Source organism: Kribbella speibonae, assembly GCF_004331375.1.
Classification (GTDB): domain Bacteria; phylum Actinomycetota; class Actinomycetes; order Propionibacteriales; family Kribbellaceae; genus Kribbella; species Kribbella sindirgiensis.
Genome location: NZ_SJKC01000002.1, coordinates 621,793 through 647,545, shown reverse-complemented (window position 1 = coordinate 647,545; position 25,753 = coordinate 621,793). Strand labels below are relative to the sequence as shown.

General features: G+C 69.2%; 22 protein-coding genes. 14 read left to right on the top strand and 8 right to left on the bottom strand.

Annotated elements, in window-relative coordinates; all coding sequences use genetic code 11:
* The first annotated feature begins 49 nt into the window (after nucleotides 1-49).
* From E0H92_RS16410 to E0H92_RS16395, 4 genes are all read left to right on the top strand, one after another.
* Complete coding sequence (locus E0H92_RS16410) at nucleotides 50-2,362, top strand: ATP-binding protein (RefSeq protein WP_131462767.1); 2,313 nt, start codon at nucleotides 50-52, stop codon at nucleotides 2,360-2,362.
* Nucleotides 2,363-2,477: 115 nt separating this feature from the next.
* Nucleotides 2,478-4,127 (top strand): glycoside hydrolase family 13 protein, encoded by a 1,650-nt coding sequence (locus E0H92_RS16405; protein ID WP_131496842.1) that lies wholly within the window; start codon nucleotides 2,478-2,480, stop codon nucleotides 4,125-4,127.
* 219 nt (nucleotides 4,128-4,346) lie between these two features.
* Nucleotides 4,347-7,895 carry a DNA polymerase III subunit alpha gene (gene dnaE, locus E0H92_RS16400; RefSeq protein WP_131496841.1) on the top strand — a complete coding sequence of 1,183 codons (3,549 nt, stop codon included), beginning with the start codon at nucleotides 4,347-4,349 and terminating at the stop codon, nucleotides 7,893-7,895.
* A 33-nt stretch (nucleotides 7,896-7,928) separates the two neighbouring features.
* On the top strand, nucleotides 7,929-8,549 hold the full coding sequence (locus E0H92_RS16395) for a hypothetical protein (protein WP_238152782.1): 621 nt from the start codon (nucleotides 7,929-7,931) through the stop codon (nucleotides 8,547-8,549).
* Here E0H92_RS16395 and E0H92_RS45055 read toward each other — a convergent pair.
* Nucleotides 8,546-8,962 (bottom strand): hypothetical protein, encoded by a 417-nt coding sequence (locus E0H92_RS45055; protein ID WP_238173455.1) that lies wholly within the window; start codon nucleotides 8,960-8,962, stop codon nucleotides 8,546-8,548. The genes E0H92_RS16395 and E0H92_RS45055 overlap by 4 nt on opposite strands.
* On the opposite strand from E0H92_RS45055, the gene E0H92_RS16390 reads away from it, so the two are divergent.
* The 4 genes from E0H92_RS16390 to E0H92_RS16375 all read left to right on the top strand — a co-directional run bounded on the left by E0H92_RS16390 (nucleotide 8,957) and on the right by E0H92_RS16375 (nucleotide 13,520).
* Nucleotides 8,957-10,459 (top strand): DUF3352 domain-containing protein, encoded by a 1,503-nt coding sequence (locus E0H92_RS16390; protein ID WP_238173454.1) that lies wholly within the window; start codon nucleotides 8,957-8,959, stop codon nucleotides 10,457-10,459. The two genes, E0H92_RS45055 and E0H92_RS16390, sit on opposite strands and share 6 nt — an antisense overlap.
* Before the next feature lie 305 nt (nucleotides 10,460-10,764).
* Entirely contained in the window at nucleotides 10,765-11,136 is a 372-nt protein-coding gene (locus tag E0H92_RS16385; protein WP_131462772.1) for a VOC family protein, read from the top strand.
* Between the two features lie 62 nt (nucleotides 11,137-11,198).
* Complete coding sequence (locus E0H92_RS16380) at nucleotides 11,199-12,347, top strand: serine hydrolase domain-containing protein (RefSeq protein WP_131462773.1); 1,149 nt, start codon at nucleotides 11,199-11,201, stop codon at nucleotides 12,345-12,347.
* 27 nt (nucleotides 12,348-12,374) lie between these two features.
* Nucleotides 12,375-13,520, top strand: a complete 1,146-nt coding sequence (locus tag E0H92_RS16375) for a serine hydrolase domain-containing protein (protein ID WP_131496839.1) — start codon at nucleotides 12,375-12,377, stop codon at nucleotides 13,518-13,520.
* On the opposite strand, the gene E0H92_RS16370 is transcribed toward E0H92_RS16375, so the two are convergent.
* The 3 genes from E0H92_RS16370 to E0H92_RS16360 form a co-directional block, all read right to left on the bottom strand.
* Nucleotides 13,521-14,090: a dihydrofolate reductase family protein gene (locus E0H92_RS16370; protein ID WP_131496838.1), complete on the bottom strand. Its 570-nt coding sequence runs from the start codon at nucleotides 14,088-14,090 to the stop codon at nucleotides 13,521-13,523. It lies immediately after the preceding gene.
* 78 nt (nucleotides 14,091-14,168) lie between these two features.
* Nucleotides 14,169-16,001, bottom strand: coding sequence for a DNA helicase RecQ (recQ, locus tag E0H92_RS16365; protein ID WP_131462776.1), 1,833 nt, complete (start codon nucleotides 15,999-16,001; stop codon nucleotides 14,169-14,171).
* Between the two features lie 10 nt (nucleotides 16,002-16,011).
* Nucleotides 16,012-16,884 carry a helix-turn-helix domain-containing protein gene (locus E0H92_RS16360; protein ID WP_131496837.1) on the bottom strand — a complete coding sequence of 291 codons (873 nt, stop codon included), beginning with the start codon at nucleotides 16,882-16,884 and terminating at the stop codon, nucleotides 16,012-16,014.
* A 122-nt stretch (nucleotides 16,885-17,006) separates the two neighbouring features.
* On the opposite strand from E0H92_RS16360, the gene ilvD reads away from it, so the two are divergent.
* On the top strand, nucleotides 17,007-18,857 hold the full coding sequence (gene ilvD / locus E0H92_RS16355; protein ID WP_131462778.1) for a dihydroxy-acid dehydratase: 1,851 nt from the start codon (nucleotides 17,007-17,009) through the stop codon (nucleotides 18,855-18,857).
* Between the two features lie 9 nt (nucleotides 18,858-18,866).
* Entirely contained in the window at nucleotides 18,867-19,634 is a 768-nt protein-coding gene (locus E0H92_RS16350) for a phosphotransferase (RefSeq protein ID WP_131496836.1), read from the top strand.
* A 12-nt stretch (nucleotides 19,635-19,646) separates the two neighbouring features.
* Here the strand turns inward: E0H92_RS16350 and E0H92_RS16345 are convergent, their stop codons facing one another.
* Genes E0H92_RS16345 through E0H92_RS16330 form a run of 4 tightly spaced genes read right to left on the bottom strand, consistent with a single transcriptional unit; the run spans nucleotide 19,647 to nucleotide 21,765 of the window.
* Nucleotides 19,647-19,949 carry a type II toxin-antitoxin system PemK/MazF family toxin gene (locus tag E0H92_RS16345; RefSeq protein WP_131288663.1) on the bottom strand — a complete coding sequence of 101 codons (303 nt, stop codon included), beginning with the start codon at nucleotides 19,947-19,949 and terminating at the stop codon, nucleotides 19,647-19,649.
* A gap of 10 nt (nucleotides 19,950-19,959) precedes the next feature.
* Nucleotides 19,960-20,196 (bottom strand): ribbon-helix-helix domain-containing protein, encoded by a 237-nt coding sequence (locus E0H92_RS16340; RefSeq protein WP_131462781.1) that lies wholly within the window; start codon nucleotides 20,194-20,196, stop codon nucleotides 19,960-19,962.
* Nucleotides 20,197-20,220: 24 nt separating this feature from the next.
* Complete coding sequence (locus E0H92_RS16335; RefSeq protein ID WP_131496835.1) at nucleotides 20,221-21,051, bottom strand: SDR family NAD(P)-dependent oxidoreductase; 831 nt, start codon at nucleotides 21,049-21,051, stop codon at nucleotides 20,221-20,223.
* Between the two features lie 42 nt (nucleotides 21,052-21,093).
* Nucleotides 21,094-21,765, bottom strand: a complete 672-nt coding sequence (locus E0H92_RS16330; protein ID WP_131496834.1) for an LON peptidase substrate-binding domain-containing protein — start codon at nucleotides 21,763-21,765, stop codon at nucleotides 21,094-21,096.
* Between the two features lie 176 nt (nucleotides 21,766-21,941).
* Between E0H92_RS16330 and hisD the strand changes: the two genes are divergently transcribed.
* Genes hisD through hisH form a run of 4 tightly spaced genes read left to right on the top strand, consistent with a single transcriptional unit; the run spans nucleotide 21,942 to nucleotide 25,643 of the window.
* Nucleotides 21,942-23,291, top strand: coding sequence for a histidinol dehydrogenase (gene hisD, locus E0H92_RS16325; protein ID WP_131496833.1), 1,350 nt, complete (start codon nucleotides 21,942-21,944; stop codon nucleotides 23,289-23,291).
* Nucleotides 23,291-24,409 (top strand): histidinol-phosphate transaminase, encoded by a 1,119-nt coding sequence (locus E0H92_RS16320; protein ID WP_131496832.1) that lies wholly within the window; start codon nucleotides 23,291-23,293, stop codon nucleotides 24,407-24,409. Before hisD ends, E0H92_RS16320 begins: the two co-directional genes overlap by 1 nt.
* A complete protein-coding gene (gene hisB, locus E0H92_RS16315; RefSeq protein ID WP_131462784.1) occupies nucleotides 24,406-25,005 on the top strand; it encodes an imidazoleglycerol-phosphate dehydratase HisB in 600 nt (199 codons plus the stop codon). Before E0H92_RS16320 ends, hisB begins: the two co-directional genes overlap by 4 nt.
* Nucleotides 25,002-25,643: an imidazole glycerol phosphate synthase subunit HisH gene (hisH, locus tag E0H92_RS16310; protein WP_131462785.1), complete on the top strand. Its 642-nt coding sequence runs from the start codon at nucleotides 25,002-25,004 to the stop codon at nucleotides 25,641-25,643. Before hisB ends, hisH begins: the two co-directional genes overlap by 4 nt.
* The last annotated feature ends 110 nt before the right edge of the window (nucleotides 25,644-25,753 follow it).

Here is a 25,753-nt window from a genome sequence, read left to right as displayed (position 1 = left end):
GTGGGCTCTGAGCCGGTCTCAAGCGCTCGAATCCGGCCTACGCTGAGGCATGGCGGGGTCGAAGCCGGCAGCGCCGGCTCGTGGGCGGTTGCCGGCTGAGCTGACGAGTTTCGTCGGGCGGCGTCGCGAGCTGGCGGACACGAGGCGGTTGCTGTCGAGCAGCCGTCTGCTGACGCTGACCGGAACCGGGGGAGTCGGCAAGACCCGCCTGGCGCTGCGGATGGCTGCCGACGTACGGCGTATCTTCTCCGACGGAGTGTGGTTCGTCGAACTGGCCGCGCTGCACGACCCCGCGCTGCTCGGACACACGCTGGCGGGAGCGCTGGAGCTGAGCCAGGTATCGGCCGACCCGACCGCGGATCTCGCCGAGTATCTGGAAGACAAGCACCTGCTGCTGGTGCTGGACAACTGTGAACAGGTGGCCGACGCCTGCGCCGTACTGGCGAGCAAGCTGCTGGCTGCCGCGCCACAGCTCCGGATCCTCGCGACCAGCCGGCACGTGCTGGGCGTAGAAGGTGAGCAGGTGCTCGCGGTGCCACCGTTGGCGACACCGCCGGCGGACGCCCCGGACGGCGACGTGGCTCAGTACGAGTCATTGGTTCTCTTCGCCGACCGGGTGCGCGCTGTGGTGCCGGAGTTCGAGATCGACGCGAGCAACCGGGCTCAGGTGATCGAGGTCTGCCGGCAACTGGATGGCGTACCGCTCGCGCTGGAGCTCGCGGCGGTATGGATGCGGACGCTGTCCTTGTCGCAGATTCTGGAGCGGCTCGAGGACCGCTTCCGGCTGCTGTCCGGTGGAAGGCCTGCCGGACCGGTCCGGCAGCAAGCGCTGGACGCCGCCGTGACCTGGAGCTACGACCTGTGCTCACCTGCCGAGCGGCTGCTGTGGGAGCGGCTGTCGGTCTTCTCCGGCGGCTTCGATCTCGAGGGCGCGGAGGAGGTCTGTTCCGGCGACGGAATCTCACAGCACGAGGTGCTCGACCTGGTCGCGGGTCTGGTGAACAAGTCGATCATCACCCGCACCATGGCCACCGCTCACACAGTCGCCTGGTACGACCTGCTCACCACGATCAGCCAGTACGGCGGCCTGCGGCTGGCCGAGGCCGGCCGGACCCGCGAGTTCAAGCTCCGGCATCGTGACTACTACCGGGCGCTGACGGCGGCGTGGGCGGAGGACAGCTTCGGTCCGGGGCAGGCCGACTGGTTCATCCGGATGCGCCGTGAGCACGACAATCTGCGGGCCGCGCTGGACTTCTGCCTGGCTGAGCCTGGCGAGGGTCCGGTCGCCGTCGAGATCGCCGCACCGCTGTGGAACTTCTGGTTCGCCGGCTTCCTCCGAGAAGGTCACCGATACCTCACGCTGGCGATCGGTGCGGCGCCGGAGCCGACGCCCGCGCGGGCCCTGGGGCTCTGGGCGGGTGGCTATCTGGCGATGTTCCTCGGCGAGACGGACCAACTGGCCCTGCTGCTGGCCGAGTGCGCAGAGCTCGCCGAGCGGTACGACGACGATCCGCTGCGCGCCCGGATCGCGGAGGTCGCCGGACATGCGCTTCTGTACCAGGGTGACCTGCCCGGCGCGATCGCCCTGCTGGAGGAAGGTCTGGCCGGGTATCGTGCGGCCGGCGACAAGCTCGGCGAGTTCGACTCGCTGATCCTGCTGGCCGCGACCACCTTCTTCCTCGGCGATCCGCGGGCGGACGGGTTCAGCCAGGCGGCGTACGACCTGGCCGCATCCCGGGGAGCGGACTCGTCGAAGGCCTATGCGCTGTGGAGTGTCGGGATCGTGCGGTGGCGCGACCACGATCAGTTCGACGAGGCGAGCCGGTCGTTCCGGGAGGCGATCCGGTTGTGGCAGCCGCTGAACGACCGGACCGGGATCGGGTTCTGCGTGCAGGCGCTCTCGTGGTGTGCCGGCTCGGCCGCACCGGACGAGCGGGCCGCCCGGTTGATGGGTGCGTCGCGGGCGGTGTGGCGGTCCAGCGGTGCGCATGTCAACGAGACGACGCCGTACAGCCAGTTCGACGACCGGACCGAGCAGGGGATCCGGGCAGCGGTCGGCGACGTGGTCTTCGACGCGGCGTTCGCGCAGGGGGCGGCGTACTCGTTCGAACAGGCGGTCGCCCTGGCGCTGGGGGAGGAGCGGGAGAGCGCGGCGAAGCCTGGGCTGGCCGGGCGGCTGACGCGGCGGGAGCACGAGATCGCCGTACTGCTCGGTGACGGCCTCAGCAATCGGGAGATCGCCGCCCGTCTGGTGATCTCGCAGCGCACTGCCGAGACCCATGTCGAGCACATCCTGAGCAAGCTGGGCTTCGCCTCCCGGGCGCAGGTCGGCCGCTGGGTGGCCGAGCACCCCGATCGGTAACGGTGCCAGCGGTACCTAGGTACCGAAATACGTAGGTGTCCCGATGTCTTTGCCGGCTGGTCTGCGCATCCTTGCTGACAACGTTGTCCCCTCTCACACGTTGCCGAGGTTCCCGATGGCTGCCGAGACGAGTTGCCCACCGCTCCGCGGCAGCACGCCCGGCTGGTGGCGGAACGCGGTGATCTACCAGGTCTACGTGCGCAGCTTCGCGGACTCCGACGGTGACGGTATCGGCGACCTGGACGGCGTCCGGGCCCGGTTGCCGTACCTGCGCAGCCTCGGCGTCGACGGGCTGTGGCTGAACCCGTTCTACCCGTCGCCGTTGCGCGACCACGGGTACGACGTCTCGGACTATCGCGGCGTCCATCCGGACTACGGAACGCTGGACTCGTTCGACCGGCTGGTCCGCGACGCCCATCGCCTCGACCTCAAGGTGATCGTCGACGTCGTACCGAACCACTGCTCCATCGAGCACCGCTGGTTCCTGGCGGCGCTCGCGGCCGGACCCGGGAGCCCGGAGCGGGACCGGTTTCATTTCGCGGACGGTCAGGGCGACGAACCGCCGAACAACTGGCGGTCGATCTTCGGTGGCTCCGCCTGGCAGCGGGTGCCTGACGGCCAGTGGTACCTGCACACCTTCGCGGCCGAGCAGCCCGACTTCAACTGGCGGCACCCGGACGTCGAGGCGGCCTTCGAGGAGGTACTGCGGTTCTGGTTCGACCGTGGCGCCGACGGACTGCGGGTCGACGTCGCGCACGGGCTGCACAAGGCCGAAAGGCTCCCGGACCATGAGCTCGCCGGTCACGACGAGCTGACCGGCGACCCGATCAACCCGCACGCCTGGAACCAACCCGAGGTGCACGACGTGTGGCGCAGTTGGCGAGCCGTCGCGGAGGAATACACCCAGCGGACCGGCCGGGAGCGGGTCCTGGTCGGCGAGGTCGGACTGCTCGACACCGAGCAGCTCGCGGAGTACCAGCGCCCGGACGAGCTGCACCAGACTTTCTTCTTCGAGTTCCTCCGCGCCGGCTGGGACGCGGCGGAGCTGTACGACGTGATCGACCGGGGGCTCGAGACGATCGCCGGGTCCGGATCCTCCGTCGCCTGGGTGCTGAACAACCACGACATGCCACGGTCCCTCACCCGGTATGCCGGAGGTGCACCAGGCGCCGGACCCGGCGATCTCGACCTCGGCCTGGCCCGGGCGCGAGCGGCCGCACTGCTCATGCTCGCGCTGCCGGGATCGTCGTACCTCTATCAAGGTGAGGAACTCGGTCTGCCGGAGGTCACCGACCTGCCGGAGCACCTCCTCACCGATCCGATGTTCCACCGCACCGGCGGGGTCCGCCGAGGACGAGACGGGTGCCGCGTCCCACTGCCGTGGACGGCGGAGCATGACGTGTTCGGCTTCTCACCGGACGGCTCCGCCGGTACGACGTGGTTGCCGCAGCCGGACTGGTTCGCGGAGCACGCGGTCGACCGGATGCTCGACCGCGGTGACTCGATGCTGCACCTGTATCGGGAGGCGCTCGCTCTGCGCCACCGCCTCCCCGCACTCGGGTCGGAGGACTTCCGCTGGCTGCCGACCGAGCCCGGCGTCCTGGCGTTCACCCGTGGCGGCGGCTTCGCCTGCGCCGTCAACTGCTCGCCCAAGCCGGTCTGCAACCCGGTCGACGGGCCCCTGCTCCTCGCCAGCAACCTCGAGGCCGGCGAGAAGCTTCCCCCGAACAGTGCCGTCTGGACCCTCCTGCCGGACGGCGCCTGATCCGGCTGACCTGGCGTCCCTGAGACCCCTGCTCGACGCCAGGTCGGCCGCTCCACCCTTGCCGCACCTCCGGGGTGCGAACTGGTGTGAATCTGGTTCGGTCCACGCCCGGATAGCGGGCGGTGGGCGGTGTGTCGGTGAGCCGGTTCAGAACTGTCCACGGGCCCGCATAGGCTGTAGCGGTTCATCTGAATCGCGCCCTGGGAGGTCTGCGTCGATATGGCGTCCAGCGACAGTTTTGTGCATCTCCACGTGCACACGGAGTACTCGATGCTGGACGGCGCCGCGCGGATCGACGAGTTGTTCAAGACCGCCCAGGAAATGGGCATGCCGGCGATCGCGACCACCGACCACGGGTACGTGTTCGGCGCCTACGAGTTCTGGCGGACCGCGAAGAAGTACGACGTCAAGCCGATCATCGGCGTCGAGGCGTACCTGACGCCGCACACCCACCGCTCGGAGCGGAAGCGGGTCAAGTGGGGTGACGCGAACTCCGGCCGCGACGACGTCTCCGGCTCGGGTGCCTACACCCACATGACGCTGCTGGCGAAGAACACCTCCGGTATGCACAACCTGTTCAAGATGAGCTCGCTGGCCAGCCTCGAGGGCTACTACTTCAAGCCCCGGATGGACCGCGAGCTGCTGAACACCTACGGCCAGGGCCTGATCGCGACCACCGGCTGCCCGTCCGGCGAGGTGCAGACCCGGCTCCGCCTGGGGCAGTACAAGGAGGCCGTGGAGGCCGCCGCGGAGTTCCGCGACATCTTCGGCCGGGAGAACTACTACTGCGAGCTGATGGACCACGGCCTCGGCATCGAGCGGAACATCCAGGGCGACCTGCTGAAGCTGGCCAAGGAGCTCGGTCTGCCGCTGGTCGCGACCAACGACCTGCACTACACCAAGCCCGAGGACTCGACCGCGCACGCCGCGCTGCTGTGCGTCCAGTCCGGCTCGACGCTGTCCGACCCGAACCGGTTCAAGTTCGACGCGAACGAGTTCTACGTCAAGACCGCGGCCGAGATGCGCGAGGTCTGGAAGGACTTCCCGGAGGCGTGTGACAACACGCTGCTGATCGCCGAGCAGTGCGAGGTGAGCTTCACCGAGGGCGAGGGCCGGTTCATGCCGCGGTTCCCGTGCCCCGAGGGCCACAACGAGGAGTCGTGGTTCGTCGCCGAGGTCGAGACCGGTCTGCACTTCCGGTATCCCGACGGCATCCCGGACGACGTCCGGAAGCGCACCGACTACGAGATCGAGGTCATCGTCTCGAAGGGGTACGCCGGGTACTTCCTGGTCGTCGCCGACTTCATCAACTGGGCCAAGGCGAACGGCATCCGGGTCGGCCCGGGCCGTGGCTCCGGCGCCGGGTCGATGTGCGCGTACGCGATGAAGATCACCGACCTCGACCCGCTGCTGCACGGTCTGTTCTTCGAGCGCTTCCTGAACCCGGAACGCATGTCGATGCCCGACTTCGACATCGACTTCGACGACCGTCGCCGCCCCGAGGTGATCCGGTACGTCACCGAGAAGTACGGCGACGACCGGGTCGCGATGATCGTCACCTACGGCACCATCAAGGCCAAGCAGGCGATCAAGGACGCCGGCCGGGTGCTGGACTACCCGTTCGCGATGGGCGACCGGATCACCAAGGCGATGCCGCCCGCGGTGATGGGCAAGGACGTCCCGCTGTCCGGCATCTTCGACCCGCAGCACAAGCGGTACTCCGAGGCCGGCGAGTTCCGCACGCTGTACGAGGGCGACCAGGACGTCCGCAAGATCGTCGACACCGCCCGCGGCCTGGAGAACCTGAAGCGCCAGTGGGGTGTGCACGCGGCCGGCGTGATCATGTCCAGCGAGCCGCTGATCGAGCTGATCCCGATCATGCGCCGCGAGCAGGACGGCCAGGTCATCACCCAGTTCGACTACCCGAGCTGCGAGACGCTCGGGCTGGTCAAGATGGACTTCCTGGGTCTGCGGAACCTGACGATCATGGACGACGCGGTCAAGAACATCGAGGCCGCGCACGGCATCACGGTCGACCTGGACAAGCTGAGCAAGGACCTCGACGACAAACCGACGTACGACCTGCTGGCGCGCGGTGACACGCTCGGCGTCTTCCAGTTCGACGGCGGGCCGATGCGGGCGCTGCTGCGGCTGATGAAGCCGGACAACTTCGAGGACATCTCCGCGAGTACGGCGCTCTACCGGCCGGGCCCGATGGGCGCGAACAGCCACACCAACTACGCGCTCCGCAAGAACGGGCAGCAGGAGATCAGCTACCCGCACGACGAGCTCGCGGTCGCGCTGGAGCCCGTTCTCGGCGTCACCTACGGCCTGATCGTGTACCAGGAGCAGGTGATGGAGATCGCCCAGCGCCTGGCCGGCTACACGCTCGGCAAGGCGGACCTGCTGCGCCGGGCGATGGGCAAGAAGAAGCGCGAGGTGCTGGACGCGGAGTACGTCGGCTTCGAGCAGGGCATGAAGTCCAACGGGTTCTCCGACGCGTCGATCAAGGCGCTGTGGGACGTTCTGCTGCCGTTCTCCGACTACGCGTTCAACAAGGCGCACTCCGCGGCGTACGGTCTGGTCTCGTACTGGACCGCATACATGAAGGCCAACTACCCGGCGGAGTACATGGCCGCCGTCCTGACGTCCGTGAAGGACGACAAGGACAAGATGGCCATCTACCTGAACGAGTGCCGCCGGATGGGTATCAAGGTGCTGCCGCCGGACGTCAACGAGTCCGACTCGAACTTCACCCCGGTCGGCACCGACATCCGGTTCGGCCTGTCCGCGATCCGCAACGTCGGCGTGAACGTGGTCGCCGAGATCGTCGCGGCCCGCGAGGAGAAGGGCCGGTTCACCGACTTCGTCGACTTCATCGACAAGGTGCCGCTGCCGGTCTGCAACAAGCGCGTGATCGAGTCGCTGGCCAAGGCCGGCTCGTTCGACTCGATGAGCCACGCCCGGCGGGCGATCGTCGCGGTGCACGAGCAGGCCGTCGACGAGGCCATCGACCTCAAGCGGAACGAGGCGCACGGGCAGTTCGACCTGTTCTCGATGGGTGACGACGACGCGGACGAGGGCGAGGGCAACAGCCGCCTGACCGTGACCGTCCCGGAGATCGAGGAGTGGGACAAGGCCACCAAGCTGGCGCACGAGCGCGACATGCTGGGGCTGTACGTGTCCGACCACCCGCTGTTCGGCGTCGAGCACGTGCTCACCAACGGCAGCGACTGCACGATCGGTCAGCTGCTCGCCGACGAGGAGCGGCCGGACGGCAGCCGGGTGACGATCGGCGGCCTGGTGACCGCGGTCCAGCGGAAGGTGAACAAGCGCGGCGACATCTACGCGATCGTCACCATCGAGGACCTCGAAGGTTCGATCGAGGTGATGATGTTCTCCTCGGCGTACCAGCTGCACGCGCACCTGCTCACCAACGACGCGATCATCCTGATGAAGGGCCGGGTACGCCGCCGCGAGGACCGGCTCGAGCTGAGCGGTGACGAGGTCGTCGTCCCCGACCTCACCGAGGGCCCGAGCGGCCCGGTGGTGCTCACGATGCCGGTCAACCGCTGCACCCCGCCGGTCGTCGACCAGCTGAAGGACATCCTGACGTCGCACCCCGGGATGACCGAGGTCCACCTCCGCCTCCAGGCCCGCCAGAAAACGACGGTCATGCGGATCGGCGACCGCTTCCGCGTGACACCGACCTCATCCCTCATGGCCGACCTGAAAGCCCTCCTGGGCCCGTCCTGCCTGGCCAGCTGATCGATGGTGGAACCCATGCGTCACACTGGCGTCGTGAGTCAACCGGAGCCGTCGCAGTCGTCGCCGTACCTGGCACCGCCGTCGTTCACCCCGTTCGGGGCGCCGGTGGTGGAGGAGGCCCGGTTGCCGTGGGCGAAGGCGGTTCTGGTGACCGTGGTGGTGTTCCTGGTCGCCGGAGTGGTGGCCGGGTGGGGATGGCAGCAATTCTCGCCGTTGGCGCAGTACACCGTGGACGAGCAGGGTGGCGCGCTGGGCGAGGAGCAGATGACCCGGATCTTCGGGCCGGACGGGACGTTCACCGCGATCGGGTTCGTGACGGCGGTGGTGCTCGGCGCCGCGTTGTTCTGGTGGCTGCGGAACTACGGCCCGTGGTCGGTCGCGATCGTCACGCTCGGTGCGTGTCTCGGTGCCGGAGTGTCGTGGGGTGTTGGCATGCTCCTCGGGCACGACCCGCTCGAGCCGCGGCTGCGGGCCGCTCACCCGGGTGACCTCGTCTCGGCCCCGCTGGAACTGCACACCTGGACTCCGGCGGCCTCCTGGCTGGTCGGTGCCGCCCTGGCCTGCGCGATCATCGCGGCCACCACCTGGCGCGCCGACCCGGTTGCAACCACTTCGCAACCTGCTGCGTCGGACCCTGGACCGCCGCTCCACTAGCCTTTGTAGGTCCGGCGGTGAGGCCACCGGAGCCAGCGAGGGAGCATATGTCCGACCAGAACCAACCACCCACGTACCCAGGTGCCGGCGGTCAGCAGCCGCAGTACGGTCCGCCGCAGGGTCAGAACCCGCAGGGGCAGAACCTCTGGCCCCAGCAGGGCGGTCCCCAGGGCCCGCACCAGGGCCAGCAGGGTTACCCGCAGCAGGGCCAGCAGTACGGCGGCCCGCAGCACGGTGCTCCGCAGCAGGGCCAGCAGTACGGCGGCCCACAGCAGGGCGCTCCGCAGCAGGGCCAGCAGTACGGTGCCCCGCAGCAGGGCGGCCCGCAGTACGGCGGTCCCCAGGGTCCGCAAGGCCCACAGCCCGGCGCGCCGTACGGTCAGCCGGGTCAGGCGTCGTACGAGCAGATGCACGTCGGTGGGCAGCCGCCGCAGGGCCCCGGGTACGGCGGTCCGCAGCAGTGGCAGCCGGAGCCGAAGAAGAAGCGCGGCAAGCTGATCCCGATCATCGCCGCCCTGGCGATGGTGCTGGTGGTCGCGGGCGGCGGCATCTTTGCCTACGGCAAGCTCGGTGGCGGCGGTAAGCAGCCGGCCGACGTCCTGCCGGGCACCGCGGTCGGGTACGTCCGCGTGGACCTGAACCCGTCCGCCGGCCAGAAGGTCGCGGCGATCCGGTTCATGATGAAGTTCCCGTCCGTGAAGGACAACCTCGGCCTCACCGGTGAGCAGGACGACCTGAAGCAGAAGCTGTTCGAGCAGATCAAGAAGTCCGCCGGCGACGACCTCGCCCAGGTCGACTACGACAAGGACATCAAGCCGTGGCTCGGTGACCGCGCCGGATTCGCCGCGCTGCCGCCGGCCGAGGGCAAGGACGAGCCGGTCCCGGTGGTCGCGGTCCAGATCAAGGACGAGGACGCCGCGACCAAGGGTATGGACAAGTTGCTGGCGAACGAGGACGAGAAGCCCGGTCGCGCGTTCAGCAACGGCTACATGCTGCTGGCCGAGGACCAGGCGACCGTCGACTCGGCGATCGCGACGGCGAAGGACAACCCGCTGAGCAAGAACGCCAAGTTCAGCGCGGACATGGACAAGCTCGGCGAGCAGGGCTTCATCTCGGGCTGGGCGGACGCGAAGGGCCTGGCCTCGATCAGCGGCAAGGTCGACTCCGGACAGATCGCCGGTCTCGGTGACGCGACTGCCGCGGTGGCGCTGCGGTTCGACGCGTCGTACGTCGAGCTCAAGGGCATCGCGCACGGCGACAAGAGCGTCAAGGTGGGTGCCGCCGACGCCGGCGACCTGGTCACGAAGCTGCCGGACAGCACCGCCGGCGCGATCGCGATCTCCGGTGGCGAGAGCCTGATCGACACCGCCTGGGCGCAGGTGCAGAAGGCGGGCGGCGACAAGCTCCAGCCGATGATCGACGAGATCGCGCAGGAGACCGGCCTGAAGCTGCCGGACGACCTGAAGAGCCTCGCGGGCAAGAACCTGTCGGTCTCGATCGACAAGGACACCGCGGATGGCCCGAAGATCGCGGCCCGGATGGAGACCGACCCGGCGAAGGCCGAGCCGGTCGTGCAGAAGCTGACCTCGCTGCTCCGGCAGCGGTCGTCGGCGAACATCCCGATCGAGACCGCGAAGGACGACGACACGCTCGTCGTCTCGACCAGCAAGGACTACGCGGACACGGTGCTGAAGGGCGGCAACCTCGGCGGCACCGAGAACTTCAAGCAGGCCCTGCCCGACACCAAGGGCGCCGTGATGATCGGGTACGTCGACTTCGAGGCGGCCGGCGCGCTCAGCGACCGGTTCTCCGAGGACAAGGACCTGGCCGCGCTCCGCTCGGCCGGCATCGTCACCCGCTCCACCGGCGACGGCGAGGCAGAAATCACCCTGCGAGTCGTCGCGAAGTAGTACGTCACGCAGCAGTCAGACGCTGCTGAAGAAGCCCCGGACCGCCTGAACGCAGGCGTCCGGGGCTTCTCGCTGCCTCCACCGTCGGCCGCGCGCGGAGGCTGGGGAGGATTTCCTACCCGATCCGGCAAGCAATCCTCCCCAACCCCCACCCGACTCTGAGCCACCGCGGTGGGTCGGTCGGGGGCGTCGGACGTGCTCGACTTGTCACGAGGGCCGCGAGAATTCTTTCCGTGGCGATGTCGAAAACCGCGGATCGGGTTCTACCTCCTGGTGAAAGCACCTCTTCACGAAGGAGAACCACCATGAGCCACATCAGCGAGATCATGACCGTCGGCGTACCGGTGACCGATCAGGACCGGGCGGTGGCGTTCTACACCGAGACTCTTGGCTTCAGCCTGGTGATGGATGCCCCGCTGCCGCAGCTCGGCGGGCGGTGGATCGTGGTCGCGCCGTCCGGGGCGGCGTCGACCATCGCGCTCGTCCCGGCGAGTGAAGGCAACCCGGCCGGCGTCGACACCGGCATCCGGATGGCCAGCCCGGACGCGAAGGCGGCCCACGAGTACTTCCTCGGCGCCGGCGTCGACACCGACGAACTGCTCGAGTGGCCGGGCGTCCCGCCGATGTTCAGCCTCCGCGACCCGGACGGAAACCGCCTCTACATCTCCCAGGCCTGACCCGTCGAACACTGCCCGATCGGGAAGGGGGTCGTGGGCTGCTCCGCTGTCATCATCGACAGATGGTGCGAACTGGGGTGGCAGTACTGCTGGTGCTGGGGCTGGTGGGCTGTTCGGGCGGGGGCGGGCAGCCCGCGGGCCCACCAAGCACTCCGGCCGCCGTGAGCTTCCCCGACCCGGGAACGGGTGCGCTCGATCCGGCGAAGGCGAAGGTGCTGCAGGACGTGCTCGCGAAGGTGGTGTCGATGCCGGACATCGAGTCCGGCGCGCGGGGCGTGACCGCGGCGGTGGTCACCGATCAGTGGAGCTGGTCGGGTGCCGCCGGGGTCGACGCGCGCGGGACGAAGCTCGTGCCGACATCGAGCATGGCGGTCGCGAGTATCACCAAGACGTTCGTCGCGTCCGAGGTGATGCTGCTCGCGAAGGCGAAGAAGGTCGATCTCGATGCACCGCTGTCGACGTACGTGAAGCACAAGCTGACCGCGAACAACGCGACCGTTCGCCAGCACCTCTCGATGACGTCCGGCGTACCGAACTATTCGCCGGAGGACTACGGCCGGATGGACAAGGCGATCGCGGCAGCGCCCGGCAAACACTGGACCCCGGAACAGGCGCTGTCCTACGACAGCGCGCCCGTTGGGCCGCCCAACAGCCCCTACAACTACAGCAACCCGAGCTACGTTCTGCTCGGTCTGCTGATCGAGAAGGTGACCGGGCAACCGCTCGCCGCCGTACTCCGCCGGGACCTCGCGACGCCGGCCGGTCTGCAGCACGCGGCCTTCCAGGACACCGAGAAGCCACAGGCTCCGGTGGTCGCCGACGCCAACCCGGCGTGTGGCGCACCGGACGGATACCTTCCCTGCCGGGCGATCGCCAGCCTGTCCGCGGCGAACGCGGGGCTGGCCGCCGACGCGCCGACGGTCGCGCGCTGGGGCTACGAGCTGTACGGCGGCCGCGTGCTGCCGACCGAGCTGGTCGCGGACATGACCAGCGGCGACGGCGAGTACGGACTGGGCACGATGCTGTTCTCGCAGCAGTTCGGGACGGACCCGGCGTACGGTCATCGCGGTGACATGCCCGATCACTCGAGTCTGCTGATCGTGATCCCGGCCAAGAAGCTCGCGATCGCGCTACTCCTTGCGGACGGCAACAAACACGTCGACACCACGATGACCGGACTGCTGACCGCGGTGCAGCCGCTACTGGGCTGATCGCTGATCCGGTGGCATCATCGAAGGATGCGGTGGAGCGCGGCCGCCCTCCTGGTGATCGCGTTGGTGGGGTGCTCTGGTGGGGGAGACGTGCCGGTACCTTCGCCGCAGACGCCTGCGCAGACGGGCTTTCCGGCCGAGGGGACGCAGACACTCGACCCGGCACGGGCCAAGACGCTGCAGGACGTGCTGGCGAAGACCGTCGCGTTCCCGGACAGCCCGTCCGGCTCGCGCGGCATCACGGCGGCCGTGGTCACCGATCACTGGACGTGGTCGGGCGCGGCCGGCGCGGACATCCGCGGTACGCCGCTGCGCGCCGATACGAGCATGGCCGTCGCCAGTATCACCAAAACGTTTGTTGCAGCCGAGGTGATGCTGCTCGCGAGCCAAGGAAAGCTCAACCTCGACCTCCCGCTGGCGCACTACGTGCAGCACAAGCTGACCGCCAACGGCGCGACGGTCCGGCAGCACCTGTCGATGACAGCGGGTGTTCCGGACTTCTCGCCGTACGACATCAGCCAACTGGACCAGGCCGTCGCCGCGGCGCCCAGCCGGCATTGGACGCTCGCGGAGACCCTGAACTACTACGCACCGACCATCAAGGAGCCGGACGGCACGTTCAGCTACAGCAGTCCGAGCTACGCCTTGCTCGGCCTGCTGATCGAGAAGGTCGCCGGGCAGCCGCTGGCCACCGTGCTTCGCCGCGATCTGGCGACACCGGCCGGTCTGCGGCGCGCCGCGTTCCAGGACGCGGAGAAGCCGCAGCCGCCGGTTGCCAACGACGACAACGAGGTCTGCGGCGCGCCCGACGGGTATGTGCCGTGCCGGGCGTTCGCCAGCTCCGTCGCGGCCTTCGGCGGGCTGGCCGCCGACGCTCCGACGGTCGCGCGTTGGGGCTACGAGCTGTACGGCGGCCGCCTGCTCCCCGCGGACCTGGTTCGCCAGATGACCGCGGGGGACGGCGAGTACGGGCTCGGGACCATGCGCTTCACGCGGCTGTTCGGTCTCGGGGACGCCTACGGCCACGGAGGTGACATGCCCGATCACACCAGCCTGCTGGTCGTGGTCCCCGAGAAGAAGATCTCGATCGCCGTGATCCTCGCCGACGGCGGGCGGCACATCGACCGGACGATGAGCGACCTGACCAAGGCGCTGGAACCGCTGCTCAGCTGATCAGCGGCGGACCCGGTAGCGCAGGTGGGTCGCTCGTGGCGTGTCGATCACGCGGACGATCTCGAGTTCGACGCGGTCGGGGAGTACGTCGAACAGGCGCAGGCCGCTGCCGAACAGGACCGGGACCTGGCTGATCTGCAGCTCGTCGAGGACACCGGCCGCCAGTGCCAGTTGTGCGGTGACCGCGCCGTGGACCAGCACGTCCTTGTCGCCGGCCGCCGCCTTGGCCTGCGCCATCGCGGTCTCGATATCGCCGACGACGTGGACGTTCTCGTAGTCGACCGGTGACGGGTCGCGGCTGAGGACGTAGATCGGTACGCCGTGGTGGTCGCCGCCGTAGTAGTCGACCTGCTCCGCCGTACGACGGCCGACGAGGACCGCGCCGGTCGCGTTCAACTCGTCCCAGATCTCGCCCGGCTCGCCGTCCGGGCGGCCCACCTCGCCGTCCGCGTCCAGGTACCACTCGTGCAACCGCATGAAGTCGTCGCCGCCCGGGTTACCGGGCCGGTCGTCCGGCCCGGCGATGTAGCCGTCGGCGGACATCGACATCAACAGCACCGATGAGGACATGAGCGTTCTCCAGTCTCTGCGGGTCCGGCCGCTCCGCACCCTTGCCCAGGCGTCGAAGACCGCGAACACGATTCGACATCACTCCGCGGCCAATGTCTCCAGGACGCCGTCGCCGTACTTGGTCAGCTTGTTCTCGCCGATGCCGCTGATCGTGCCCAGCTCGGCCAGCGACGACGGCTGGTCGGTGGCGATCTGCCGCAGCGTCGCGTCGTGGAAGATGACGTACGCCGGCACGCCCTGCTCCTTGGCCGTGGCTGCCCGCCACGCGCGCAACCGCTCGAACACCGGCGCCGCCTCCGGTGGCAGATCGACCGCGGGTTTCTTCCCGCCCGACGACCTGCTCGAAGACCGGGTGCGTTCGGGCTCGCGGCGCATCATCACCTCGCGCCGTTTGCCGAGCACCTCGCCGCTCTCCTCGGTCAGCACGAGCGTGCCGTAGTCGCCCTCGACGGCGAGCAGCCGCAGCGCGAGCAGCTGCCGGATGACGCCACGCCACTCGGGGTCCTTCAGCTCGGTGCCGATCCCGAACACTGTCAGCTGGTCGTGCCGGAACTGCTTGACCTTCTCGGTCTCCTTGCCGAGCAGGATGTCGATCAGCTGTCCCGCACCGAACTTCTGCCCGCGCTCACGCTGCAGCCGATACACCGTCGACAGCAGTTTCTGCGCCGCGATCGTCCCGTCCCACGACTCGGGCGGTGTCAGGCACGTGTCGCAGTTCCCACAGGCGTCGCCGTGCTGGCCGAAGTACGCCAGGAGTTGCGACCGCCGGCACTGCACGGTCTCGCAGAGGGCGAGCATCGCGTCGAGATGCGAACTCAGCCGCCGTCGATGCGCGAGGTCGCCCTCGGACGTGTCGATCATCTTGCGCTGCTGTACGACGTCCTGCAGCCCGTACGCCAGCCAGGCGGTCGAGGGCAGCCCGTCCCGCCCCGCGCGGCCGGTCTCCTGGTAGTACCCCTCGACGGACTTCGGCAGGTCGAGATGCGCGACGAACCGGACGTCCGGCTTGTCGATGCCCATCCCGAACGCGATCGTCGCCACCACGACCAGCCCGTCCTCGCGCAGGAACCGCGCCTGGTTCGTCGCGCGGGTCCGGCTGTCCAGGCCCGCGTGGTACGGCACGGCCTCGATGCCGTTCTGGGTGAGGAAGGCCGCGGTCTTCTCGACGCTGTTGCGGGACAGGCAGTACACGATGCCGGCGTCGCCGGCGTGCTCGGTGCGGAGCAGGTCGAGCAACTGGCGCTGCGGGTTGTCCTTCGGGGCGATCCGGTACTGGATGTTGGGCCGGTCGAAGCTCGCGACGAAATGCTTCGCCTCGTCCAGCTTCAGCCGGGTCGCGATCTCCTGATGGGTCGCCTCGGTCGCCGTCGCCGTCAACGCGATCCGCGGGACGTCGGGCCAGCGCTCGTGCAGCTCGGACAGCATCAGGTAGTCGGGCCGGAAGTCGTGGCCCCATTGCGACACACAGTGCGCCTCGTCGATCGCGAACAGCGCGATCTTGCCCTGGTCGAGCAGCCGCACGGTCGACTCCACCCGCAGCCGCTCGGGCGCCAGGTACAGCAGGTCGAGCTCGCCGGCCAGGAACGCCTGCTCGACCTCACGCCGCTGCTCGAAGTCCTGCGTGGAGTTCAGGAATCCCGCCCGTACGCCGAGCGCGGTCAGCGCGTCCACCTGGTCCTGCATCAACGCGATCAGCGGCGAGATCACCACGCCGACGCCGGACCGGACCAGCGACGGTATCTGGTAGCACAGCGACTTGCCGCCACCGGTCGGCATCAGCACCAGCGCGTCACCGCCCGCGACGACGGTGTCGATGATGTCGGCCTGCTCACCGCGGAAGGATTCGTACCCGAACACCCGCCGGAGAACCTGAAGCGCTTCGGAATCGGGCAACTCGGTCGTCTCACTCACCCCGGCGAGTTTAGTGAGATCCGGCCGACGATGCTGGCGCGATCGCCGCAACCTGTGGATTACTCGGCAGACTCGGCAGTTCCTCGGTCATCCACTGCCTCGGCGAGCAGCCGGCGATCGACCGGAACTCGCGGGTCAGGTGCGACTGGTCGGCGTAGCCGGCGGCGGCCGAGAGGTCCGACAGCCGGGTGTGGGGGTGGCCGCGCAGGTAGCTGGTGACGCGCTCGAAGCGCAGGACCCGGGACGCGACCTTGGGCGGCAGGCCGAACTCGGACGTGAACCGGTCGGTGAGGTGCCGCCTGCTCCAGCCGACCTCGGTCGCCAGCTCCTGTACGCCGATGGCGCCGCTCGACGCGCACAGCCGCTGCCACGCCCAGTCGAGCTCCGGACGGGCCGCACTGGGCCGGCGCGCACCGAGCCACCGCAGCAACATGTCCTCGAGCACATCGAAGCGGGCCGACCACTTCGTCTCAGCACGCACGTGCTCGGTCAGCTCGCGGGCCGGTCGTCCGAGCACGTCGTCGAGGCCGACGACCGCCGACGCGAGCTCACCCGGCGGCAGCCCGAACAGGCCGCGCGCGGCCGCGGGAGTCAGCGAGAGCTGCACACCGGCCCGGCTCGGCGTCTGACCGATCTGCACGGCCGTGGAGTGCAGCCCGCCGACCAGCGCGTCGTACTTCTCCACAGGACCGCCCGGCCACGCGAACCCGAGGGGGTCGTCGAGCGTGACGACCAGGGTCAGGGAGCGGGAGGGCAGGCCGCGGTGCAGGTCCGGGGGATCGGCGTCGTACGCGTAGCCGATGACGTCACCGACGTACGGCCGCAGGGCAGGGTGCACCGGACGGGTCGCGTAGCCCGTCGTCGCGTGCGCACTCCCGGTCATGAGATCAGGCTAGAGGTGTCCACGGACAGAATCAGTGCTCCAGGATCCGGGACCCGCGTACCGGCATCCGGACGAGCGTGGCAGTATCGATAGGTACGTACTAGCTGCAAGGAGATGTCGTCGTGCCTGCTCTCAGGTCCCGCACTGTCACCCACGGCCGCAACATGGCGGGCGCCCGCGCGCTCATGCAGGCCTCGGGGGTAGCCCGGGAGGACTTCGGGAAGCCGATCATCGCGGTGGCGAACAGCTTCACCGAGTTCGTCCCCGGCCACACGCACCTGGCCCCGGTCGGCCGGATCGTGTCCGAGGCGATCCACGCGGCCGGCGGCATCGCCCGCGAGTTCAACACGATCGCCGTCGACGACGGGATCGCGATGGGTCACGGCGGCATGCTCTACAGCCTGCCGTCCCGCGACCTGATCGCCGACTCGGTCGAGTACATGGTCGAGGCGCACTGCGCGGACGCGCTGGTCTGCATCTCGAACTGCGACAAGATCACCCCCGGCATGCTGATGGCGGCGCTCCGGCTGAACATCCCGACCGTGTTCGTCTCCGGCGGCCCGATGGAGGCCGGCCGCGCGACGCTCGTCGACGGCACGGTCCGCAAGCTCGACCTGATCGACGCGATGTCCGAGGCCGTCAACGAGAACGTCTCCGACGCCGACATCCTGCGGATCGAGGAGAACGCCTGCCCGACCTGCGGTTCCTGTTCCGGCATGTTCACCGCGAACTCGATGAACTGCCTGACCGAGGCGATCGGCCTCTCGCTGCCCGGCAACGGCTCGGTGCTGGCCACGCACACCGCCCGCCGCGCGCTGTACGAGAAGGCCGGCGAGACCGTCGTACGGATCACCCAGCGGTACTACGACAACGACGACGCCACCGTGCTGCCGCGCAACGTCGCTTCCAAGGAGGCGTTCGGGAACGCGATGGCGCTGGACATCGCGATGGGCGGATCGACGAACACGATCCTGCACCTGCTCGCTGCCGCGCAGGAGGCGGAGGTCGACTTCGACCTCGACGACATCAATGCGGTCTCGCGCCGCGTCCCGTGCCTGGCGAAGGTCGCGCCGAACGTCGCGCCGCAGGGCACCTACTACATGGAGGACGTGCACCGCGCCGGCGGCATCCCGGCCATCCTCGGTGAGCTGCACCGCGCCGGCCTGCTGAACCAGAACATCCACACCGTGCACAGCGACTCGATCGACGAGTGGCTGAAGACGTGGGACCTGCGCGGCGGGTCGCCGTCGCCGGAGGCCGTCGAGCTGTGGCACGCGGCGCCGGGCTGCAAGCGGTCGGCGACCGCGTTCTCGCAGTCGGAGCGGTGGGAGACGCTGGACGACGACGCGGCGAACGGCTGCATCCGGGACCGCGAGCACGCGTACTCGAAGGACGGCGGTCTCGCCGTACTGAAGGGCAACCTGGCCGTCGACGGCTGTGTGGTGAAGACGGCCGGCGTGGACGAGTCGATCTGGACGTTCGAGGGCCCCGCGGTGGTGTGCGAGTCGCAGGAGCAGGCCGTCGAGAAGATCCTCGCCAAGCAGATCCAGCCCGGCGACGTCATCGTGATCCGGTACGAGGGCCCGAAGGGCGGACCGGGGATGCAGGAGATGCTGTACCCGACCTCGTACCTGAAGGGCCGCGGCCTGGGCAAGGTGTGCGCGCTGATCACCGACGGTCGCTTCTCCGGCGGTACGTCGGGACTCTCGATCGGTCACGTGTCGCCCGAGGCGGCGTCCGGCGGGACGATCGCGCTGGTCCAGGACGGCGACCGGATCAAGATCGACATCCCGAACCGCTCGATCGAGCTGCTGGTCGGCGACGAGGAACTGGCAGCCCGCGAGGCGGCGCTCGGCGGCGTCTACGCCCCGAGGAACCGCGACCGCAAGGTCACCACGGCGCTGCGCGCCTACGCCGCGATGGCCACCAGCGCCGACAAGGGCGCGGTCCGCGACATCAGCAAGCTCGGCTGACCGCAGTCGATGGACGAGGCTCTCCCCGGCGGCCGGTTCTCCGAGCCGGTCCGTCGGGGCGACACCGTCCAGCGCCGCCGCAGTACGGCGAACACTCACGCGTTGCTCCGGCATTTCGAGGCGGTCGGATTCGATCTGGCGCCACGCCTCGTCGACGTCGACACCGCGTCCGAGACGCTGACCTACCTTCCAGGGACCACGGGATACCCGCCGCTGAGTGCGGACCTGCGGTCGGACGAGGCTTTGGTGAGCGTTGCCCGCGCGATCCGCCGCCTGCACGACGCGACCGAGGGTTTCGTCCCGGCCGAGCAGGACAGCTGGAACGCACTGGAGGTCGCGGCGCCGGTCACCATCGACTGCATCGGGCACCACGACCTGGCGCCCTGGAACCTCGTGTTCGAGGGACGCCAGGTCACCGGGATCATCGACTGGGACACAATCCGGCCGTCCAATCGCCGGTGGGACCTCGCCTACACCGCGCACCAGTTCGTACCGTTCCATCCGCCGGCCTCGCTGGAGTCGTTCGGCTGGCCGAGTGAGCCGGAGCGTGCCCGACGGCTTCGGCTGTTCTGCGATTCGTACGACGCCGGGGTCGAGCCGGCCGAACTGGTGGATCTGGCGGCGATCAGACTGCTGTCGTTCGGTGCGCACATCGAGGAGCGGGTACGGGCGCGCGACCCGGCGTTCGCGGTGCATGCCGACGAGGACCACGCGGGCGGCTACCGAGCGGCTGCGGCGTACGTGCTGGCACACCGGGCACAGTTGCTCGGGGTGTGATGGTGTCCGCGCTCAGAACTCGAGGTCGAACGCGAGGTTGATTGCCTCGGCCAGGGCCGGTTCCTGGTCGGGGTGGAGGTAGCCGATCAGGCGGCCGAGTTGTGCCTTCGGGATGGTTTGGATGTTGTCGCAGGAGATCGCGCTGGGGTGGTCGAGGCCGTTGTCGGGCCCGACCAGGACCTCGGTGGACAGGCCGCGGATCGTGCTGGTGATCGGGGCGACCGTCACGTTGGTGAGGCGCGGGCGGATCAGTTCACGGGTCAGCACGACGACCGGCCGGGGCTTGTCGAGCCGGGCGATGTGCAGTGGACGCACGACGTCGTACTCAGTCGAGGTCGCTGAGCACGGTGCCGGCCGCGGCGGTGGCCAGTCCGTCGAGGTCGTCGTACCCGCCGCGCTCACTCAGGATGTCGAGGTCGCGGGCCGCCAGTTCGCGCCGTCGCTCACGCACCATCGCCCGGGCGACCACGGAGGCGCGGCTCGTCGCCTTGTCGGTCGCGACGAGCTCGTCCATGAAGTCGACCAGGTCATCCGGCAGCCGGACGGTGATCTGCTTGCTCATACCAACACCATACCGCTGTGGGATTCATTTCGGTAGCGCCGTCTGCTCGGCCAGGGTCGTCCACAGCCGCTCGGCCGCCGCCGGGTCCTGGCCCGCGGGCGAGGGATCGGTCCGTCGTTCGCGCGAGTAGTAGTACCCCGACTCCTCCGCGACGTCCGGTGAGGTCGCCAGCCAGAGCAGCGTCTCGGCGCCCTGCTCCGGGGTCCGCGCGAACGGCTTGGTCATTGCCATCATCAGCTTCATCAGCCGGCCGTTGTTGGTGTTGAACCCGGTCGCGACCAGCCCCGGCTCGAATGTGTAGGTGTGAATCGCGGGCATCCGCCGCGCCAGCTCCGCACTCATCAGGATCAGCGCCAGCTTGGTCTCGCCGTACCGGCGCAGCGAACCGCCGGCCAGCCGCGACGGCCCCGAGAAGAACCGCTCCCCGCCGAGGTCGTCGAAGTCGATCCCCTTCGCCTTCTCGTGCTCGTCCGACGCGGTGCCGATCACCCGGGCGCCGACGGCCAGCCGATCCGCGAGCAGCCGCGTGATCAGGTACGGCGCGACCACGTTCAAGGCCCACGTCAGCTCGATCCCTTCGGCGGACACCTGGTGGGTGCCGTAGATCGCGCCGGCGTTGTTCACCAGGACGTCGATCACCGGCGCCCGCTCCGCGACGTCCGCCGTCATCTCCCGGATCGACGCCTGCGACGTCAGATCCGCCTGGAACACGTCCGCGTCACCGAGCTCCCCGGCGACCCGCGCCGCCTTCTCCCGATCCCGGGCCACCAGTCCGATCCGAGCGCCCCGCCCGGCCAGGCCACGTGCCCCCGCCAGCCCGATTCCGTTGGTGCCGCCCGTGATCAGCACATACATACGGGCAATCTTCGCTCGCGGCTAACGAGGCTGACGAGTCTCTTAGTTGGGGGAGAGGGCCGACCAGGCGATGAGGTCGGTGGCGGGCAGCGACGGGAGGGCGGTGATCGCGGAGAGCTCGGTGTCGATGAGGGCGACGAGCTGGACGAGGCGGGTGGTGACGTCCTCGGCCTCGAGGAGTTTCTGCCGGTCGGGGGTCATGAGTTTCATCGCGGCCGACATCAGGTACGACAACGTGCCCGGGTCGTCGGGGAGGTCGCCGAGGTGCAGGCCGGGGCGGCTGATCTCGCTGATCGCCTCGGCGTACTTCCGGAACCGCTCGAGCGCGACCGTCGCCGTCCCCAGCGGGTCGTCGCCGAGGTCGTCGGGCAGCCATTCGACATCCGCGACCAGGTAGTCGCCGGCGCCGTCCAGCTCGCTCACCTTGAACCGCCGGTTCCCGGTCAGCGTCACCTCGATCGGCCCGTCGTCGTCCGCGTCCAGCGCGATCTCGGAGATCGTCGCCGCGCAGCCCGTCCCGTACAGCGACCGGAACACCCGCTCGCCCAGCTCGTACCCGTCGCGGACCGCGAGCGCGCCGCAGACCAGCTCGCCGCCGTTCTCGACCAGGTCGCGGACCACCGCGCGGCCCTGGACGTCGGTCACCGGGATGGAGACCACCAGGCCGGGAAAGATCACCGTGTCGACAGTGAGCAACGGCAGGCGGGAGTCCATGCCGATGAGCCTAGGGCATGGCTGACGCTTCCCCGCCTACTGCGCGGAAGCGTCAGCCATGCCCTAGTGGACACCGCCCCCGATCACGGCCGGTGACAGTGCCGGTACGGCGTTGCCGGCGGCCGACCTGTGGATACTGGGCGAAGCGGCCCGGGCCGCGCCACTAGACTGGCGCCATGATTCGCCGCGTCGACCTGCGGGGCCGAGTGGCGGCCGGAGAGGTCTCCGACCTCCAAGCCGAAGTGAATGCCCTCGTTCCCCGAGCCGTGTTCGACGTCGAGAAGGCTCTCGACGTCGTCCGACCCATCTGCCTGGACGTCCGCCATCGCGGCCTCGAGGCGATCCGGGAGTACGGCGAGAAGTTCGACCATGTGCGCGTCGAGGACATCCGGGTCCCGGCCGCGGCGCTGAAGACCGCGCTCGAGGAGCTCGACCCGGAGGTGCGCAGCGCCTTCGAGGAGTCGATCCGCCGGGTCCGCGAGGTCAGCCAGGACGAGCTCATCGCCGACATCGCCTCCGAGCCCGCGCCGGGCGGGCGGGTCACCCAGCGGTTCGTCCCCGTCCAGCGCGTCGGCCTGTACGTGCCGGGCGGCCGGGCGCCGCTCGCGTCGAGTGTCCTGATGAACGTCGTTCCGGCGCAGGTGGCCGGCGTACCGTCGCTTGCCGTTGCCTCACCGCCGCAGAAGGAGTTCGGCGGCCTGCCGCACCCGACGGTGCTCGCGGTGTGTGCGCTGCTCGGGATCGAAGAGGTGTACGCGATGGGCGGCGCGCAGGCGATCGCCGGTTTCGCCTACGGCTTCGACGGCTGCAAAAAGGTCAACCTGATCACGGGTCCGGGCAACATCTACGTGGTCGCCGCCAAGCGGTTCCTGCTGGGTGAGGTCGGTATCGACTCCGAGGCCGGCCCGACCGAGATCGCGGTGCTCGCCGATGACACGGCCGACCCGAAGCACGTCGCCGCCGACCTGATCAGCCAGGCTGAGCACGACCCGATGGCCGCCAGCGTGCTCGTGACACCGTCCGAAGCCTTGGCCGCCGCGGTCGAAGCCGAGCTGCCGGGTCAGGTCGCGCAGACCAAGCACCGGGATCGCGTGACCGAGGCACTGCAGGGTCAGCAGTCGGCCGTCGTACTGGTCGACGACCTCGAGCAGGGCACCGCGGTGGTGGACGCGTACGCCGCCGAGCACCTGGAGATCCAGACCGCGGACGCCGAGGAGCGCGCCGGGCTGATCACCAACGCCGGCGCGATCTTCGTCGGCAGCTGGTCGCCGGTATCGCTCGGCGACTACTGCGCCGGGTCCAACCACGTCCTCCCGACGGCCGGGTGCGCCTGTCACTCGTCCGGCCTGTCCGTGCGCAGCTTCCTGAAGGCGGTCCACGTCATCAACTACTCGCGCGACGCGCTGCAGGACGTCGCTGGTCACGTGGTCACGCTGGCGCACGCCGAGGACCTGCCTGCCCACGGCGCCGCGGTATCCCTTCGCTTCGGCGGAGCCGATCAAGTGCAGAGCCCAGGGGAGAAGTGATGGGGCGCTTCGACGGGCTGCCGATCCGCGAGGAGCTGAAGAGCTTCGAGCCGTACGGCGCCCCGCAGCTCGACGTCCCGGTGCTCCTGAACGTCAACGAGAACCCGTACCCGGCGAGCGAGGCGACCGTCGCCGACATCGCCGCGGCGGTCACCGAGGCCGCCCGTGGCATGAACCGGTACCCGGACCGCGAGTTCATCGGCCTCCGCGCGGACCTCGCGGCGTACCTGGCCCGTGAGTCCGGTGCTCAGCTCGAGCCGGAGCAGCTCTGGGCGGCGAACGGGTCCAACGAGGTGATGCTGCACATCCTGCAGGCCTTCGGCGGCCCTGGTCGTACGGCGCTCTCGTTCGCGCCGACGTACTCGATGTATCCGGAGTACGCGCGGGACACGAACACCGCGTGGGTGGCCGGCCGTCGCGCCGAGGACTTCACGCTGGACAAGAGCAAGGCGCTCGCGGCGATCTCCCGGCACCGCCCGTCGGTGGTGCTGCTCGCCTCGCCGAACAACCCGACCGGGACGGCGCTGCCGATCGACGTGACCGAGGCGATCGTCGCGCAGGCCGGCGCCCAGGGCGCGGTGGTCGTGGTCGACGAGGCGTACGCCGAGTTCCGTCGCACCGGGACGCCCAGTGCGGTCAGCTTGTTGCCGTCGTACCCGAATCTCGCGGTCGCGCGGACGATGTCGAAGGCGTTCGCGATGGCCGGCGGCCGGGTCGGGTACCTTGCCGCGAGCAAGCAGTTCGTGGACGCGCTGCGGATCGTCCGGCTGCCGTACCACCTGTCCGCGGTGACCCAGGCGGTCGCGCGGGCGGCGCTGCAGCACTCCGACGAACTGCTCGGCCGGGTCGAGCAGCTCCGCGTCGAGCGCGACGAGACGGTCGACTGGCTGCGGTCGCTGGGGCTGCGGGCGGTCGACTCGGACGCGAACTTCGTCCTGTTCGGCACGTTCGCGGACCGGCACGCGGTCTGGCAGGCGTTGCTGGACGACGGCGTCCTGATCCGGGAGACCGGTCCGGACGGCTGGCTGCGGGTCTCGATCGGCACCGGCGACGAGATGGCCGCGTTCCGCGCTTCACTGGAGCGCGTTCTCAAGACTGATGCAGGAAGGCTGACATGACGCGCACTGCCCGGATCGATCGGGAAACGAGTGAGTCGAAGGTTCTCGTCGAGCTGAACATCGACGGCGAGGGCCGGGCGGACATCTCCACGGGGGTCGGGTTCTACGACCACATGCTGAACGCGCTCGCCAAGCACGCGCTGCTCGACCTGCACGTGAACACGGTCGGCGACCTGGAGATCGACGCGCACCACACGGTCGAGGACACCGCGATCGGTATCGGTCAGGCGCTGAAGGAAGCGCTGGGTGACAAGCGCGGGATCCGGCGGTTCGGCGACGCGACCGTGCCGCTCGACGAGGCGCTCGTGCACTGCACGGTCGACCTGTCCGGGCGTCCGTACTGCGTGCACACCGGCGAGCCGGACGGTCAGGTGTACGCGATCATCGGCGGGGACTACGCCGGTTCGCTGACCCAGCACGTGTTCGAGACGCTCGCGTTCAACGCTGCGATCTGCGTCCACATCCGGGTGCTGTCCGGCCGCGACCCGCACCACATCGTGGAGGCGCAGTTCAAGGCGTTCGCCCGTGCGCTCCGGGCCGCCGCCGAGCTGGACCCACGGCAGCCGGGCATCCCGTCCACCAAGGGCGCCCTGTGAGCAAGAAGGTCGTGCTCCTGGACTACGGCTCCGGCAACATCCGGTCGGGGGAGCGCGCCCTGCAACGCGTCGGCGCCGACGTCACAGTGACCTCCGACTTCGACGCGGCCTGCAACGCGGACGGTCTGCTGGTGCCGGGCGTCGGCGCCTTCGAGGCCTGTATGACCGGGCTGAAGGCGGTCCGCGGCGATGTCGCGGTCGACCGCCGGCTGACCGGCGGGCGTCCGGTGCTCGGGATCTGCGTGGGCATGCAGATCCTGTTCGCGCGCGGTATCGAGCACGGCGTCGAGACCGAGGGCTGCGAGCAGTGGCCCGGCACTGTCGAGCGGCTGCAGCCGAAGGACGACCAGCCGGTCCCGCACATGGGCTGGAACACGGTCGACGTTCCCGGCGGTACGACGCTGTTCGACGGCATCGAGAAGGAACGCTTCTACTTCGTGCACTCGTACGGCGTTCGCGAGTGGCAGCTGCAGGACACCCGCGCGTCGGTCACCCCGTTGGTGACGTGGACGACGTACGGCGCGGACCGCTTCGTTGCTGCCGTCGAGAACGGTCCGCTCACCGCCACCCAGTTCCACCCGGAGAAGTCCGGTGACGCCGGCGCCGCGCTGCTCGCGAACTGGGTGCGATCGTTGTAATACCAGTTGCATAACTGGTTTCACTGCTGACGATCGGTCACGGTTGCGCAGCGGTGTCCGATTTCCGGGCTGCGAGGACTTCAAAGTCGCCACCGGTGCTGTCACACTCA